This window comes from Kitasatospora sp. NPDC088779, assembly GCF_040685395.1.
Lineage (GTDB): Bacteria > Actinomycetota > Actinomycetes > Streptomycetales > Streptomycetaceae > Kitasatospora.
This window is the reverse complement of the sequence record NZ_JBFBHW010000037.1, coordinates 26,876-41,047: the sequence shown is the minus strand read 5'-3', so window position 1 is coordinate 41,047 and position 14,172 is coordinate 26,876. Positions and strand designations below refer to the sequence as shown.

13 protein-coding genes are annotated in these 14,172 nt (G+C 74.7%); 5 read left to right on the top strand and 8 right to left on the bottom strand.

The features are described from left to right. Positions 1 to 9: 9 nt before the first annotated feature. Positions 10 to 1,227, bottom strand: a complete 1,218-nt coding sequence (locus AB0P03_RS28760) for a phosphotransferase (protein ID WP_363586867.1) — start codon at positions 1,225 to 1,227, stop codon at positions 10 to 12. 474 nt (positions 1,228 to 1,701) lie between these two features. On the opposite strand from AB0P03_RS28760, the gene AB0P03_RS28755 reads away from it, so the two are divergent. Further along, positions 1,702 to 3,183 (top strand): hypothetical protein, encoded by a 1,482-nt coding sequence (locus AB0P03_RS28755; RefSeq protein ID WP_363586866.1) that lies wholly within the window; start codon positions 1,702 to 1,704, stop codon positions 3,181 to 3,183. An 89-nt stretch (positions 3,184 to 3,272) separates the two neighbouring features. Here the strand turns inward: AB0P03_RS28755 and AB0P03_RS28750 are convergent, their stop codons facing one another. Beyond that, positions 3,273 to 3,803, bottom strand: a complete 531-nt coding sequence (locus AB0P03_RS28750) for a hypothetical protein (RefSeq protein WP_363586865.1) — start codon at positions 3,801 to 3,803, stop codon at positions 3,273 to 3,275. A 286-nt stretch (positions 3,804 to 4,089) separates the two neighbouring features. Between AB0P03_RS28750 and AB0P03_RS28745 the strand changes: the two genes are divergently transcribed. Next, positions 4,090 to 5,601: a HEAT repeat domain-containing protein gene (locus AB0P03_RS28745; protein ID WP_363631543.1), complete on the top strand. Its 1,512-nt coding sequence runs from the start codon at positions 4,090 to 4,092 to the stop codon at positions 5,599 to 5,601. 125 nt (positions 5,602 to 5,726) lie between these two features. Here AB0P03_RS28745 and AB0P03_RS28740 read toward each other — a convergent pair whose 3' ends face one another. From AB0P03_RS28740 to AB0P03_RS28730, 3 genes are all read right to left on the bottom strand, one after another. Continuing rightward, positions 5,727 to 6,572 carry an undecaprenyl-diphosphate phosphatase gene (locus tag AB0P03_RS28740; RefSeq protein WP_363586863.1) on the bottom strand — a complete coding sequence of 282 codons (846 nt, stop codon included), beginning with the start codon at positions 6,570 to 6,572 and terminating at the stop codon, positions 5,727 to 5,729. A gap of 259 nt (positions 6,573 to 6,831) precedes the next feature. Next, on the bottom strand, positions 6,832 to 7,545 hold the full coding sequence (locus AB0P03_RS28735; protein WP_363631541.1) for a class I SAM-dependent methyltransferase: 714 nt from the start codon (positions 7,543 to 7,545) through the stop codon (positions 6,832 to 6,834). A gap of 130 nt (positions 7,546 to 7,675) precedes the next feature. Continuing rightward, the gene (locus tag AB0P03_RS28730; RefSeq protein WP_363586861.1) at positions 7,676 to 8,212 is read right to left on the bottom strand and encodes a PadR family transcriptional regulator; all 537 of its coding nucleotides are present in this window, start codon (positions 8,210 to 8,212) and stop codon (positions 7,676 to 7,678) included. A gap of 145 nt (positions 8,213 to 8,357) precedes the next feature. On the opposite strand from AB0P03_RS28730, the gene AB0P03_RS28725 reads away from it, so the two are divergent. The 3 genes from AB0P03_RS28725 to rox all read left to right on the top strand — a co-directional run bounded on the left by AB0P03_RS28725 (position 8,358) and on the right by rox (position 11,740). After that, complete coding sequence (locus tag AB0P03_RS28725) at positions 8,358 to 9,122, top strand: alpha/beta hydrolase (RefSeq protein ID WP_363631570.1); 765 nt, start codon at positions 8,358 to 8,360, stop codon at positions 9,120 to 9,122. A gap of 29 nt (positions 9,123 to 9,151) precedes the next feature. Continuing rightward, the gene (locus tag AB0P03_RS28720; protein WP_363631540.1) at positions 9,152 to 10,093 is read left to right on the top strand and encodes an aminoglycoside phosphotransferase family protein; all 942 of its coding nucleotides are present in this window, start codon (positions 9,152 to 9,154) and stop codon (positions 10,091 to 10,093) included. Positions 10,094 to 10,312: 219 nt separating this feature from the next. Continuing rightward, positions 10,313 to 11,740, top strand: coding sequence for a rifampin monooxygenase (gene rox / locus AB0P03_RS28715; protein ID WP_363631539.1), 1,428 nt, complete (start codon positions 10,313 to 10,315; stop codon positions 11,738 to 11,740). A 74-nt stretch (positions 11,741 to 11,814) separates the two neighbouring features. Here rox and AB0P03_RS28710 read toward each other — a convergent pair whose 3' ends face one another. The 3 genes from AB0P03_RS28710 to AB0P03_RS28700 all read right to left on the bottom strand — a co-directional run bounded on the left by AB0P03_RS28710 (position 11,815) and on the right by AB0P03_RS28700 (position 14,151). Next, the gene (locus tag AB0P03_RS28710) at positions 11,815 to 12,678 is read right to left on the bottom strand and encodes a biotin-dependent carboxyltransferase family protein (protein ID WP_363631537.1); all 864 of its coding nucleotides are present in this window, start codon (positions 12,676 to 12,678) and stop codon (positions 11,815 to 11,817) included. Positions 12,679 to 12,751: 73 nt separating this feature from the next. Next, positions 12,752 to 13,378, bottom strand: a complete 627-nt coding sequence (pxpB, locus tag AB0P03_RS28705) for a 5-oxoprolinase subunit PxpB (protein WP_363586857.1) — start codon at positions 13,376 to 13,378, stop codon at positions 12,752 to 12,754. Beyond that, on the bottom strand, positions 13,375 to 14,151 hold the full coding sequence (locus AB0P03_RS28700; protein WP_363586856.1) for a 5-oxoprolinase subunit PxpA: 777 nt from the start codon (positions 14,149 to 14,151) through the stop codon (positions 13,375 to 13,377). The genes pxpB and AB0P03_RS28700 overlap by 4 nt, the downstream gene beginning before the upstream one ends. Between the last annotated feature and the right edge of the window lie 21 nt (positions 14,152 to 14,172).

Genomic DNA, 14,172 nt, shown 5'->3' with positions numbered 1-14,172 from the left:
CCCGGAGCCTCAGCGGGTGCCGACCGCGGCCCGGACGGCCCGGCGGGCGAGCGCGGCGTCGTCGTAGAGCCGGCGGATCATGATCCGCTGCTCCTCGCCGGCGCCCGGCACGTCGTACAGCCGGATCTCCCGCATCAGCACCAGCACCAGGTTGACCAGGAACGCGTCCCGGGCCAGCGTGCCGCCGCTCTGGGCGAGTTGGCTGATCTGGCGGCGCGCCGCGGTGTCGCCGGACAGCACGCTCCACAGCACCGCCAGGTCGTAGCCGGGCAGGTACCAGCCGGCCTGCTCCCAGTCGACCAGCACCGGGCCGGACGGCGCCAGCAGCATGTTGCTGAGCAGGGCGTCGCCGTGGCAGAGCTGGAGCGGGGTGTGGCCGAGGCCGTGCAGCAGGCCGCGCAGGTCGCCGGCGTCCCGGTCGGTGAGCTGGCCCACCGAGTGGTAACGGGCGATCTCCATCGGGTAGTCCATGCGTGGCTGGAACACGTCGGTCGGCGGCCGCCACAGGTTGAGCGTCCGGACGGCGGTCAGCAGCGCCCGCACCTCGCCCGGGGTGGGCGCGTTGACCGGGTGGCGCTCCCGCGCCGCCGGGCGCCCGGGAACGCGCTCCATGACGAGCACGCAGCGGTCGTGGTCGGCGGCGACCAGCCGGGGCAGCCGCACCGGCGGGCGGTGCCGGACGAACGCCCGGTAGACCGCGACCTCGTGGTGGAAGTCGGCCACCAACTGCTCGAAGTACCCACTCCGCACCGCCTGCGGCGCCAGGCACTTGGCGACCACCGGGGCCCGCCCGATGGTGCCCGCCACCAGGATGTGGCGGCTGCCCTCGCGCAGCACCTGGCGCGGGGTGAACGCGGGACATATCCGCGCGACACTCGCCAGCGCGGCCCGCACCGCCGGGGTCTGCAGCGCCGACGGGTCGATCCGTTCGGGGCCGGCGCCGACCTGGCCGGGCCGGTGCGGCGGGCGCAGCACCCGGCCGTCGGCCTGGCGGGCGAGCGGGAGCCGGCCGCCGACGGGCGGGGCCGCTTCGGGGCCGCGGAGCCCCAGCGCCGTACGGCCGGACGGGACCCGGGCGTCCGTGGACCGGCCGTCGGTGCCGTGCGGAGCCACCGGGCGGCTCGACGGGGGCACCTGCTTCGGCCCGGGGCGCCCGGCGGCTGCGGTGGGGGGGCGCAGCGCGGTGCGGGTCGCGGTCGGCGAGGGGGTCGTCGCTGAGGAGTACATGGGGTGAGGGTGGTCCCTTTCTGTCCGTCGGCAGGTGCGCCCCGCGGTGCGGGGAGGGCCGGTGCCGCGTGCTTCCTGGCGTGACGGCGGCCCTGACTCGGTGCGGTGGGTGGTGCGCGGGCGCCGGGCACGGACGCGGGGTCGATGAGACCCGGACGACGGCGGTGCTCCGGCCGTCCGCACCCTGGGGAGTACGGTCGGCCGGACTGCCGTGGCCGTGCCCGGCGCCCCCGCGCCACCCGGCCGCGCCACCCCCTCGGGTGAGGACCGGGAGCGTCCCGTGCCACGGTCGGGGGACTGCCCCGACGCCGGTGGGACGCCGCCCGACCCGGGGGCGAGGTGGCGCACCCCTACAACACACCCGCGGCGCACTGGCTTAGTAGTCTGGCGGGCCCTGGCGAACGGTGGCGAATGCTCGCCTGGCACTTGCCGGAGCCTCTAGCCTCGAATCAGCCGAGGAACCTGGGGGCTTCGTTGAGCAGGGAACCCAACACCCGACTCGCTGACTTGTTCGTCCTGACCGGTTGGTCGAAGGGCGAACTCGCGCGGCTGGTCAACCGTCGGGGTGCCGCGATGGGACAGCAGCAGCTGTCCACCGACACGTCGAGGGTACGGCGCTGGATCGAGCAGGGGGAGATCCCCCGGGATCCGGTGCCGAGGGTACTGGCGGCCGTGTTCACGGAGCGGCTCGGCCGTGTCGTCACCACTGAGGACCTCGGTCTGGAACGACACCGGCCCACCAGGTCCGGAGCGGCGCAGTCCGCAGCAGTGCCATGGTCGCCGGATCGAACGGCCGCGGTCCTCACCGAGTTCACGGGAATGGACCTCATGCTGAACCGACGTGGATTGGTGGGCGCGGGTGCCGCGCTCACGGCCGGAACGGTCATCGCCGATTCGTTGAAGGGCTGGCTCGGGGGGGACGCGGTCGCGTACGCGGCCTCGGTCCCCGGGCCGCGCCAGGTGATCACCCAGGGCGGGGTGCGCCCCGCGGTGGACGTGTACGACGCGGGCCCGGTCGGGCTCGACGAGGTGGAGTCGCTGGAGCGCTCGGTCCTGGTGTTCCGCGCCTGGGACGCGGCGCGCGGCGGCGGGCTCCAGCGCAAGGCGGTGGTCGGTCAACTGAACGAGGTGGGAGGCCTGCTGACGCACCGACATGCCCCGGCGGTGGAGCAGCGGCTGTGGCTGGTCGCGGCCAACCTGGCGGTGCTGGCGGGCTGGATGTCGCACGACGTGGGCCTGGAGCCCACCGCCCAGCGGTACTTCATGATCGCGGCGGAGTCGGCCAAGGAGGCCGGCGACCGGCCGCGGGCCGGCGAGGCGATCTCCCGGGCCGCACGGCAGATGGTCCACCTGGGCCGGGCCGACGACGCGATCGACCTGATGTCGGCGGCCAAGGCGGCCGGCGGCCGGGTGCTGCCGAGAACGCGCGCGATGCTGAACACCGTCGAGGCCTGGGCGCACGCCTCGATCGGGCACTCCCAGGACACCTGGCGGCTGCTCGGCGAGGCCGAGGACCTGTTCGCCGAGGGCGCGCCGGAGCCGCCGCCGTCCTGGATGCAGGTGTTCGACGAGGCCGAACTGCGCGGCATGCAGGCGCTGGTGCTGCGCACGCTGGCGGAGCACGACCCCTCGGCGGCGGCGCAGGCACAGCGGCACGCGGAGCGGGTGATCACCCTGCGGGAGGGCACCGGGCAGCTGCGCTCGGCGCTGTTCGACCGGATCACCCTGGCCTCGGTGCACTGGCTGAGCGGCGAGCCGGACGCGGCGGAGTTCCAGGCCAAGATGGTGATGAACCTGATCGGCCAGAACTCCTCGCACCGGACCTGGGACCGGTTGCGCGAGATGTACCGGCTGACCGCGCGCTACCGGGGCCTGCCGGTGGTGGACGAACTGCGGGCCGAGCTGGGGCGGGAGTTGCGGGCGGCGGACGCGAAGAAGCGGCCGAAGCGGTCCTGAGGCCCGGAGGCCCTGAGGCCTGAGCCTTGGGTGTCCTGAGCCTTGGGGGTCCCGAGGCCCGGAGGTTCTGAGGCCCCGGCGGGCCCCGGTCAGTTCGGGGGTGCCGGCCGCAGCAGCATGCGCAGGGCGGTGACGGTGCCGTCCGTGCCGAGGACGGGCTCGCCCGCGCACTCGACGCTGGCGTGCGGGGCGCCGTCGCGGCGGATCCGCAGGGTGCCGGCGGAGGTGCGGCCGTGGACCAGGGCGTCGGTCATCATCCGGCGCAGCACGGGCCGGTCGGCCTCGGGGAGGCGGTCGGGCAGCCGGTCGAGGCTGAGCGGGCCGTTGCCCGGGTCGCAGCCGAGGAGCTGGTAGGTGTCCGCGTTCCAGTGGACGCGGTCGGTGAGGAGGTCCCATTCGGCTGAGCCGATGAGGTGGTCGCGGACGCCGCCGGCGTCGGGTCCGTCGCCGAGGTCGGGGTTCTTGGACGGCTCCTGCGCCGTGCCGTCCACTCTGCCGTCCGTTCCGCTGTCGGCGTCGCCGCTCGGCTCGCCGCGCGCGCCGTCGTCCGTCGCGCTCGCCGGGGCGCCGTCCACCGTGGCGGTGTCCGGCGGGCGGGCGGCGCCTGTGGGCATCTTCATGGCGGGTCCATCGCTCGGGGGTGGCCCGCCGCGTGCGGGCCGTCGGTGGTGAGAAGACTGTGGCACAGCGCCCTCGCCCCTGCGGGCGATTTGGACATAACGCAGGCAAAATTCCCCTGGCATATGCCACTGTGGCAGCAGCCGTCGTCGCCCTGTGTGCGGAAGGTGGCGCGAGGCGGTAACCTTCGGTGATTCCGGCGCCCGGGCGCCCACCGCAGTACCGACCAGAGACCCCGGCGACGGAAATCCCGTTGCCACTACGACCGCCGCAACGGATGCTGACCTCATGTTCGAGCCAGTGATAGCACCCAGTGCCAGCCTCCTCGGCCTCCTGCAGCGAGGCCGCGGTGACGGGCAGCTCCACGCGCTGGCCGCCGACCGTACCGAGGCCATCGCCGCGCTGGAGGAGTGCGTCACCAGGGATCCGCGAGCCGACTGGCAGGTCGAGAGCCGCTCCCTCTACTACGCCCGTCTCTACATGGAGCTGGAAGCGCCCCTCGACGGCATCGAGGACCATCTCCACTCCGCCGAGGACCTCGTCAGCGACGACGAGAACCGCACCGGCCTCGCCCTCTCCGTCCTGGGCCACCTCGCCGCGTACGGCCGGCGCGACGCGCTGCTGATGCTGCGCGAGTACACCGCCACCGGTGCCAACTGGGCCTGGGCCCTCGACGAGCTCGCCCTGCGCGACGACGACCGCGGCCTGCTGCTGCTCGGCACCGCCGTCCTGGACCGCTTCGCCCCGGGCCCCGAGGGCGACGCCGAGCTGCGCGAGTTCATCCGCAACGCCTACGAGCCCCGGCCCTGGCGGCTGTGGGCGGCCTACCACCCGAGAGTGGCGGCGGCCAGCGAGCAGTCACCCTTCGACCTCTGGCAGCGCCAGCTCAACCGCGGCGGCGTCACCCCGGGCTGGTCCACCGCCGACGTCCTGGCCTGGGCCGACCAGGGGAGCCTGGGCGCCCTCGGGGCCGGCGCCTTCCTCGGCGGAGCCGACAGCCGGCCCGAGCCCGCGCCCGAACCCGCCGATCCGGCCGCGCCCGACGCCGTGGACCGCCGGGCCGCCGCCGCCGCCCGCTGCCTGACCGCCGTCGTCCGGCCCGAGGACCGCCCCGTTGTGCTGGAGGCCGCCCGCGGCGGCCTGCCCGGCGCCCGCCGGGCGGCACTGCGCTACCTGGTCGACCAGCGGGACCCGGCCGCCGTCGAGCTGATCGAGGCCGCCGCCGTCGACGTCGACGACCGGATCGTGCGCGCGGCCCTGGAACTGGTCGGCCGGATGCGCGGCCCCGAGGTCCTGGCGCAGGCCCGCCGCTGGGCCGACCCGGCCACCGGGGGCGCGGACAGCGCGCTCGGCGAGGCCGCCGTCAAACTGCTCGCCGACGCCGGGGAGCCGGCCGACGCGCCGTTCGTCGTCGACGGCCTGCGCCGCTGGGTGTCCGTCCGCGGGGTCAGCGGTACCGGGCTCGGTTCGCTGGTCGACGGTGCGGGGCGGCTGGTCGCCGCCGACGCCGTCCCCGTGCTGCGCCATATCTACGGGGAGGCCGCCTCCTCCGAACTGCGCGGCCGTGCCGCCCGGGCGCTCGCCGTGACCGATGTGCACTTCCCCGAGGGCCCCGCCGTCGAGTGCCTCTGGGACTGCGAGGAGGCCACGCGGGAGCTCGCCGCGCGCCATGTCGCCACCACGGGTGACGCGCGCGTGCTGGAGCGCCTGCGCCGGCTCGCCGCCGATCCGGCCGAGGAGGCCGAGGTCCACGCTGCCGTCCGCGGCCGGCTGACCGCCGCCCGGGAGTTCGGGCGGTAGGTCCCGGCAGTCCGGTGGCTGCCTCCCCGCTTCTGGCGAACGACGGGCCGGGACACCCCCTCGGGTGTCCCGGCCCACTGCTGTTCCGGGGGCGTGCTGGAACGCGGTCCTGGTGGAACGCGGTTCTACTTCACGACGCCCGCGTCCGGGGCCAGCACGCCGCCGGCCACCAGTCCGATGATCAGGACGCCGAGCAGCACCCGGTAGACCACGAACGGCAGAAAGCTGTGGTGCGAGATGTACTTGAGGAACCAGGCGATCGCCGCATAGCCGACCGCGAAGGCGATCGCGGTGGCCAGGATGGTCGGCCCCCAGGCCGGTGCCGGGCCCTCGCCGATCTTGAACAGCTCCAGCGCCCCCGAGGCGAGCACCGCCGGGATCGCCAGCAGGAAGGAGTAGCGGGCCGCAGCCTCCCGGCTGTAGCCGAGCAGCAGGCCCGCGCTGATCGTGCCGCCGGAGCGGGACACCCCCGGGATCAGTGCGAGCGCCTGGGCGAGGCCGTAGGCGCACGCGTGCGGCAGGGTGAGGTCGGTGATCGGCCGGGCGTGCCGGACCGCGCGGGTGCGGTCGGCGAAGGCCAGCAGCAGGCCGAAGACGATCAGCGTGGTGCCGATGATCCGCAGATCGCGCAGATGGGTCTCGATGGTGTCCTGGAACAGCTTGCCGAGGATGCCGATCGGCAGCGTGCCGATGATCACGAACCAGCCCATCCGGGCGTCCGGGTCCGAGCGCAGCGCCGGGCGGAACAGTGACAGCGTCCAGGTCCGCACGATCGAGACGATGTCCCGGCGGAAGTAGATCAGCACCGCGGTCTCGGTGCCGAGCTGGGTCACGGCGGTGAAGGCCGCGCCCGGGTCGTCCCAGCCCAGCAGGGCGGAGAAGACCCGCAGGTGGGCACTGGAGGAGACGGGCAGGAACTCGGTGAGTCCCTGGATCAGGCCGAGGACGGCCCCGTGGAACCAGTCGATCACCAGACACCCACCGGGGGTATCCGTGGGTCGTCGTACATGTGCGGTCCTCGCAGGTCGGAGCGGGCGTGCGGGCAGGCGGGCAGGCCGCGACCCGCACGGCCCTCGGGCCACGCACGGGCGGGCGCGCGGCCGATGGTACGGGGTGAAGATGACTATTCTTTGTTCACCTTTTGACCCGGCTTTGCCCGCCGGCGCTTCCGTGCCCCGCCGACTCGTCCGCCTGCCCGTCCGCCTGCCCTTCCGCCTGCCCTTTCGCCGCTCAGCCGGCGGGTCGGACGCGGACCCAGGTGCGGTCCTCCGTCAGGTAGCTCTCGACCGTCAGACCGGCGTCCGCCAGCGCCCGGTCGAACGCGGCGGTGGTGAGCGGCCGGGAGCGGAAGGTGTGCGTCCAGCGGCCGTCCGGGAACTCGTACTCGGCGTGGACGGAGTTCACGCCGTCCCCGACCGGCGTCGAGGAGACGATGCGCGACACGCCGTCGGTGCCGAGCCTGCCCTCGCGCGGCACGTTGAGGTGCCAGTCCTCGCCCTCCCGCTGCATCAGCACGCAGCCGTCCGCGGCGACGTGGCGGCGGCAGGTCTCCAGCAGGCCCTGGCGGACCGCCTCGTCGCCCGCGTGGATCAGGAAGGAGGCGAGCAGGACCACGTCGAAGCGCTCGCCGAGGTCCAGCCGCTCGATCGGGCTGCGCACGGTGCGGATGCCCGCGCGCACCCTGGCCAGCATCTCGGCGGACTCGTCCACCGCCGTCACGGTGAAGCCGCGGTCGGTCAGCGGGTGCGTCATCCGGCCGACGCCGCAGCCCAGTTCGAGGATGGTGGCGCCGGCCGGCACCGCGGCCTCGATCACGTCCGGGGCGTCGCCGACGGGGAGCCGGGCCCAGAGCTCGACGGCGCAGCCGTCCGGGGTGATCGCGCCCGGGCCCGTTCCGTCGTGTCCCTCGCGTCGTACGTTGCCGGTGTGCGTGTCGTTACCCATGGGCGTCATCGGAACACGGGCAGGGCGGGGAGGGAAGGCACCGCAGCGGGTTTTCGGTCAGTCCGTGAGTCCGTGAGTCCGTGAGTCCGTGAGTCCGTCAGCCCGTGGGTCTCGTTGGCCCGTGGGTCCGTCAGGCCGTCGGTACGTCCTCCAGTTCGGTCAGGGTCGAGTGCAGCCAGGCGAGTTCGGCCTCGCTGGTGGCGCGGGCGATCAGCAGCAGGCCGCGGCGGAACGGGTCGGCGAACTCCTCGGCGCCGACCGGGCGGTCGCCGTCGTAGAAGAAGCTCGCCGGCTCGGAGAGGAAGGCCAGTCGGCGGCGGAGCACGGCGGCCTGGGCGGCGGGGTCGGCGAGGTGGCGCAGGAAGGCGAGCAGGGTGAACCAGCGGTTCTCGTCGCTGATGTCCAGCGGCTCGGGCGCGCGCAGCTGGTCGAGCAGTGCGGCGCGGCCGGCCTCGGTGAGGTGGAGGGTGTGCCGGGGTGCGGCGGCGCTGCCGGGCTCGGTCTCGCGGACCAGCAGGCCGTCGGTCTCCAGGCGCTTGATCGCCGGGTAGAGCGTGCCGTCGCTGATCGGGCGGACGTGCCCGGTGAGTGCGGCGAGGTGGCGGCGCAGCTGGTAGCCGTGCAGCGGGCGGTCGTAGAGGAATCCGAGGATCGCGAGCTTCAGCATGGGGCCACTCTCGCAGATTCGTCCCTCGAAGCCTCGGTATATCGGTTCCGTGATACCTCGATGTCGAGGTATGGTCTGGGCGTTCCCAGCCCCTGATGTCTCAGCCCTTGATGTCCCAGCCCCCGCTGGAGGAGGAGTCCCCGTGCTGCGCCACGCCCCCGTCACCCCGAACGGCGACCGGATCCGATGGGTCGAGCTGCCCGGAGTCGAGCCCGCCCGGCTCTGCCTGCACGGCCTCGGCGCCAGCTCGCCCGCCTACTTCGCGGCCGCTGCCGCCCACCCGGGGCTCGCCGGGCGCCGCTCGCTGCTGCTCGACCTGCTCGGCTTCGGCCTCAGCGACCGACCCGCCGACTTCGGATACACCCTGGAGGGGCACGCCGACGCCGTCGCCGCGGCCCTGGCGGAGGCCGGGCTCGCCGGAGTCGAGGTGATCGGCCACAGCATGGGCGGCGCGATCGCCGTCGTCCTCGCCCACCGGCATCCGGCGTTGGTCTCCCGGCTCGTCCTGGTCGACGCCAACCTGGACCCGGTCACCCCCGGCCGCGGCCCCGGCAGCAGCGGTATCGCGAGCTTCACCGAGGAGGAGTTCCTGGCCGGCGGCCGGGACGAGGTCGCCACGTGGGTCGGCCCGTCCTGGTGGTCCACGATGCGCCTCGCCGGGCCCGAGGCGCTGTACCGCAGCGCCGTGCACCTGGCCCGGGCGACGGTGCCGACGATGCGCGAACTGCTGCTCGGCCTCGACCTCCCGCGCACCTTCCTGTACCCGGAGGCGGGCGGCGAGCCGCGCGGCGCCGACCAACTCCGGGAGGCGGGCGTCCGGTTGGCGGCCGTCTCGGACTGCGGGCACAACATCATGCTCGACAACCTCGACGGCTTCGTTTCGGCGGCCGGCCTCGAACCTCGACCGTAGGCTGGGGGAGTCGGAGAGGAGCCCGCACAATGCCCTTTGAAGTCCCGCCTGTTGAGGTCCCGCCCGGGCTGGCCGCGTCGCTGGAGCAGTCCCTCGGCCCGGACGGTCGCGCCTGGGTGGCCCGACTCCCTGCTCTGGCAGACGAGTTGCTCGACCACTGGGAGCTGCGCCTGGACGGCCCGCCCGCGCACGGCATTCACGCGCTGGTGCTGCCCGTGCGGCGCGCCGACGGCACGCCCGCGGCGCTCAAGCTCCAGCCGGTGGACGAGGAGACGGAGGGCGAGCCGGTCGCCCTCCGGGCCTGGGGTGGGCGAGGGGCCGTTCGACTCCTCGGCCACGAACCGGCCTCGGGCTCGATGCTGCTGGAGCGCCTCGACCCGGGGCGTTCACTGCTGGATGTCGCGGACGACCGGGAGGCGCTGCACGTCCTTGCAGGCCTGCTCGGGGAATTGACTGAACGTCAGGTCGAAGTCCCGGACCTGCGCCGGCTGGCGGACCTCGCCGACGATCTGCTCGCGCGGGCCCCGGCAGCGGCAGCGGCCCTCGCCGACCCGGCCGAGCGGCGCTTGCTCGCCGACTGCGCCGCGGCCCTGCGCGAGGCCCGCACCGAGCCCGGCGACCGGCTGCTGCACTGGGACCTGCACTACGGCAACGTCCTCGCCCCGCCCGAAAGCGGCGGCCGCGCCCCCTGGCTCGCCATCGACCCCAAACCGCTCGTCGGGCACCCCGGCTTCGAACTCCTCCCGGCGCTGCGCAACCGCTGGGCCGACGTCCTGGCCACCGGCGACGTCGCCCGGGCGCTGCGGTGGCGGTTCGACGTCCTGGTGGAGGCACTGGAACTGGACCGCGAGGCGGCGCTCGCCTGGACGCTCGCCCGGGTGCTGCAGAACGCCGTATGGGCGGCGGAGGACGGGGAGTCGGCGCTCGACCCGGGGCAGCGGGCGGTGGCGGAACTGCTGTCGGGGCGTTGAGCGGAGCGCACGCAGCGAGCGGAAAACAGCGACCGGCAAACAGCGACCGGCAAACAATGACCAGCAAACAATGACCGGAAACAACGAAGGCAAGGAGGTCGTCGACTCTCCTTGCCACTCTCAAGGTATAGCGCGCCGGGGGGCTTGCCGCAAGGCCCCGGTCGTGCCGCAGAATGACCGGCCGAAGCCGGGATCTGCGGGCATACCTGGGGGTTTGTGATGATTGACGTGATCGTGGTCGGTGCCGGGCCGACCGGGTTGATGCTGGCCGGCGAGTTGCGGTTGCACGGCGTGCAGGTGCTCGTGCTGGAGAAGGAGACGGTGCCGCCCCTGCCGGCCCGGGCGCGCGGACTGCACGCGCGCAGTCTTGAGGTGATGGACCAGCGCGGCCTGCTGGAGCGGTTCCTCCCGCTCGGCCGGAAGTTCGCGGTCGGCGGCTTCTTCGCCGGCATCGGCAAGGAGTGGCCGGAGCGGCTGGACACCACCCAGGCGTACGTCCTGGCCATCCCGCAGGCGGTCACCGAGCGGCTGCTGACCGAGCACGCCACCGAGCTCGGCGCCGAGTTCCGGCGCGGCTGCGAACTGGTCGGGCTGAGCCAGGACGAGGACGGGGTGAGCGCCGAACTGGCCGACGGCACACGGCTGCGCTCGCGCTACCTCGTCGGCTGCGACGGAGGCCGCAGTGCGGTGCGCAAGCTGCTCGGCGTCGGCTTCCCCGGCGAGCCCTCCAGGGTGGAGACGCTGCTGGGCGACATGGAGCTGGCTGAGGAGCCGGAGACGATCGCCGCCGTCATCGCGGAGGTCCGCAAGACCCAGCTGCGGTTCGGCGCCGTTCGCGAGGGGGATGGGGGGTACCGCGTCATCGTGCCCGCAGAGGGGGTGGCCGAGGACCGTACGGCCGCTCCGACCTTCGAGGAGTTCAAGCAGCAGCTGCGGGCCGTCGCGGGCACCGACTTCGGGGCGCACTCACCGCGCTGGCTGTCGCGCTTCGGCGACGCCACCCGGCTGGCCGAGCGCTACCGGGTCGGCCGGGTGCTGCTGGCCGGCGACGCGGCGCACATCCACCCGCCGACCGGCGGGCAGGGGCTCAACCTTGGTGTCCAGGACGCGTTCAACCTCGGCTGGAAGCTGGCCGCCGAGGTCGATGGCTGGGCGCCGGAGGGGCTGCTGGACAGCTATCACGCGGAACGGCACCCGGTGGCCGCCGACGTGCTGGACAACACCCGCGCGCAGATCCACCTGATGTCCCTGGAGCCCGGCGCCCGGGCGGTGCGCCGACTGCTGGCGGAACTGGCGGAATTCGAGGAGGTGAACCGGTACCTGATCGAGAAGATCATCGCGATCGGGGTCCGCTACGACCTCGGCGAAGGGCATGAACTGCTCGGCCGCCGGCTGCGCGACGTGGAGCTGAAGCGCGGCCGGCTCTACGGGCTGATGCACGGCGGCCGCGGGCTGCTGCTCGACCAGACCGGCGGGCTCTCGGTGGCGGGCTGGGCGGACCGGGTCGACCATGTCGTCGACGTCAGCGACGAGTTGGACGTGCCCGCGGTGCTGCTGCGCCCGGACGGCCACGTGGCGTGGGTCGGCGAGGACCAGCAGGGCCTGCGCGGCCACCTGTCCAGGTGGTTCGGCGCCCCCGCCGTCTGAGTGCACCGCCGCGGCCTCGGCGGCGTGCGAACAGCCGTCGCGCCGGGAGCGCCGGAAGGCGTGCGGGCGGGCGCTCAGCGCTCCCGCAGCGGTACGAAGCGCACCGGCGTGCCCGGGCGTGCCTGGGCGGCCGCCGCGAGGTCGGCGGCGGGGACGACGCCGATCACCGGGTAGCCGCCGGTGGTCGGGTGGTCGGCCAGGAAGACCACCGGCCGCCCGTCCGGCGGGATCTGCACCGCGCCCAACACCATGCCCTCACTGGGTAGTTCACCCGCCCGGGCGCGGGTGACCGGCGGGCCCTCGGTGCGCAGCCCGATCCGGTTGCCGGCCGGGGAGACCAGGTACCCGTCGCGGGCCAGCCGGGTCAGCGCCGAAGGCTTGAACCAGTCCGCGTGCGGGCCCAGCCGCAGCCGCAGCACCAGTTCGGCCGGGGGAGCGGGCAGCGGCACCAGGTCGGGCCGGGGGCGGTCGGGCGGAGGCGGGCCGATCGGCAGCCGGTCGCCGGCGGCGAGCGGGGCCGGTCCGAGGCCGGAGAGCAGGTCCGTCGAGCGGCTGCCCAGGACCGGCGGGACGGCGATCGCACCCGCGACCGACAGGTAGCCGCGCACCCCGGCGGTCGCCGCCCCCACCTCCAGCACCGCCCCGGCCGGCACCGCGACCGGCGCACCCCACGCGGCCGCCCGTCCGTCCACCCGGACGGGCGAGGGTGCTCCGGTGACGGCCACGACCACCGGCCCGAGGGCGCGCAGGGCGACCCCTCCGAGCGTGGTCTCCAGCCCGGCGGCGCCCGGCTCGTTGCCGACGAGCCGGTTCGCGGCCCGCAGCGCGGGCTCGTCCAGCGCCCCGGCCCTGGGCACTCCGAGGTGGGCGACGCCGCGCCGTCCGAGGTCCTGGACGGTGGTCAACGGTCCGGGCCGCACCACCAGCAAACCGCTCAACGCCCCCATCTCGTCCGCCTCGTCCCCCGCCGTCCGGGGCCCGCGCGCCGCCCGTCGTGGGCCCGCACCCCCGCTACGCCCGTTCCGCCGTGAACCGCACCCGCACCCCGGGCGCCAGCAGCGCCGCCGGCTCGCGCCCGGTGTCCCAGAGCGCGAGCCCGGTGCGCCCGATCAGCTGCCAGCCGCCGGGGGAGGAGCCCGGGTAGACGCCGGTGTACGGGCCGGCCAGGGCGACCGAGCCGACCGGGACGCTGCTGCGCGGGGTGGCCCGGCGCGGGACCTCGTAGCGGGGCGGCAGCCCGGTCAGGTAACCGAAGCCGGGCGCGAACCCGCAGAAGGCGACCACGTACTCGGGCCCGGTGTGGATCCGTACGGCGGCCTCCTCGGACACCCCCCACAGCGCGGCGACCTCGGCGAGGTCGGCGCCGTCGTACACCGTCGGCACCTCCACCAGCGGCCCGGTCGCCGCCGCGGCCGCCGACGGACGGGCCGTGCGCAGCAGGGCCGCCAGCGCGTCGACGTCCGCGACGCCGTCCAGCAGCACCGTGCGCGCGGCCGGCACGATCTCCTCGACCGCGCCGAGCGCCCCGCTCTCCTGCCGCTCGCGCAGCCATCCGTACAGCGCGGCGACCTGCGCCGTGTCGTCGAGTTCGACCAGCAGTGCCCGCTCGCCGACCCGCCGGACGGCGGCGGGCGTCACGTGAACGCCTCCACCCGGACCCCGGCGGAGGCGAGGGCGCCGCGGATCCGCCAGGCGAGCTGGGCGGCGCCGGGGGTGTCGCCGTGGACGCACAGGGAGCGGGCCTCGACGGCGATCTGTTCGCCGCCGACGGCCTCCACCGAGGCGTCCCGGGCGATGCCGACGGCGCGGGTGATCACCGATTCGGGGTCGTGCACCACGGCGTCCGGGTCGCGGCGCGGGACGAGGGTGCCGGCCCAGGTGTACGCGCGGTCGGCGAAGGCCTCGGCGACGACCGCGAGGCCGACGCCCTCGGCGACGGCGAGCAGCCGGGAGCCGGGCAGTCCGAGCACCGGCAGCGGTCCGTCGCAGACCGCCCCGGCCCGCAGCACGCCGGCCACCACGGCCTCGGCCTGTTCGGAGTCGGTGACCACCCGGTTGTAGAGGGCGCCGTGCGGTTTGACGTAGGAGACCCGGGAGCCGGCCGCGCGGGCGAAGACCTGGAGGGCGCCGATCTGGTACGCGATCTCGTCGGCGAGCTCCTCCGGGGGGACGTCCATGGCCCGGCGGCCGAAGCCGGCCAGGTCGCGGTAGGAGACCTGGGCGCCGATCCGGACGCCGCGTTCGGCGGCCAGCGCGCAGACCCGGCGCATCGTCGACGGATCTCCCGCGTGGAAGCCGCAGGCGACGTTGGCACTGGTCACCACGGACAGCAGGGCCTCGTCGTCGGTCAGCGTCCAGCGTCCGAACCCCTCACCGAGGTCCGCATTGAGATCGATCACCGCATCGGCCACGCCCGTCCGCCTTCCAGCAGC

Excerpts from the sequence above, each read along its gene's own strand:
- AB0P03_RS28760 (WP_363586867.1), bottom strand. The coding sequence starts at position 1,227 with ATGTACTCCTCAGCGACGACCCCCTCGCCGACCGCGACCCGCACCGCG.
- AB0P03_RS28745 (WP_363631543.1), top strand. The coding sequence starts at position 4,090 with ATGTTCGAGCCAGTGATAGCACCCAGTGCCAGCCTCCTCGGCCTCCTG.
- rox (WP_363631539.1), top strand. The coding sequence starts at position 10,313 with ATGATTGACGTGATCGTGGTCGGTGCCGGGCCGACCGGGTTGATGCTG.
- AB0P03_RS28720 (WP_363631540.1), top strand. The coding sequence starts at position 9,152 with ATGCCCTTTGAAGTCCCGCCTGTTGAGGTCCCGCCCGGGCTGGCCGCG.
- AB0P03_RS28730 (WP_363586861.1), bottom strand. The coding sequence starts at position 8,212 with ATGCTGAAGCTCGCGATCCTCGGATTCCTCTACGACCGCCCGCTGCAC.
- AB0P03_RS28735 (WP_363631541.1), bottom strand. The coding sequence starts at position 7,545 with ATGGGTAACGACACGCACACCGGCAACGTACGACGCGAGGGACACGAC.
- AB0P03_RS28750 (WP_363586865.1), bottom strand. The coding sequence starts at position 3,803 with ATGAAGATGCCCACAGGCGCCGCCCGCCCGCCGGACACCGCCACGGTG.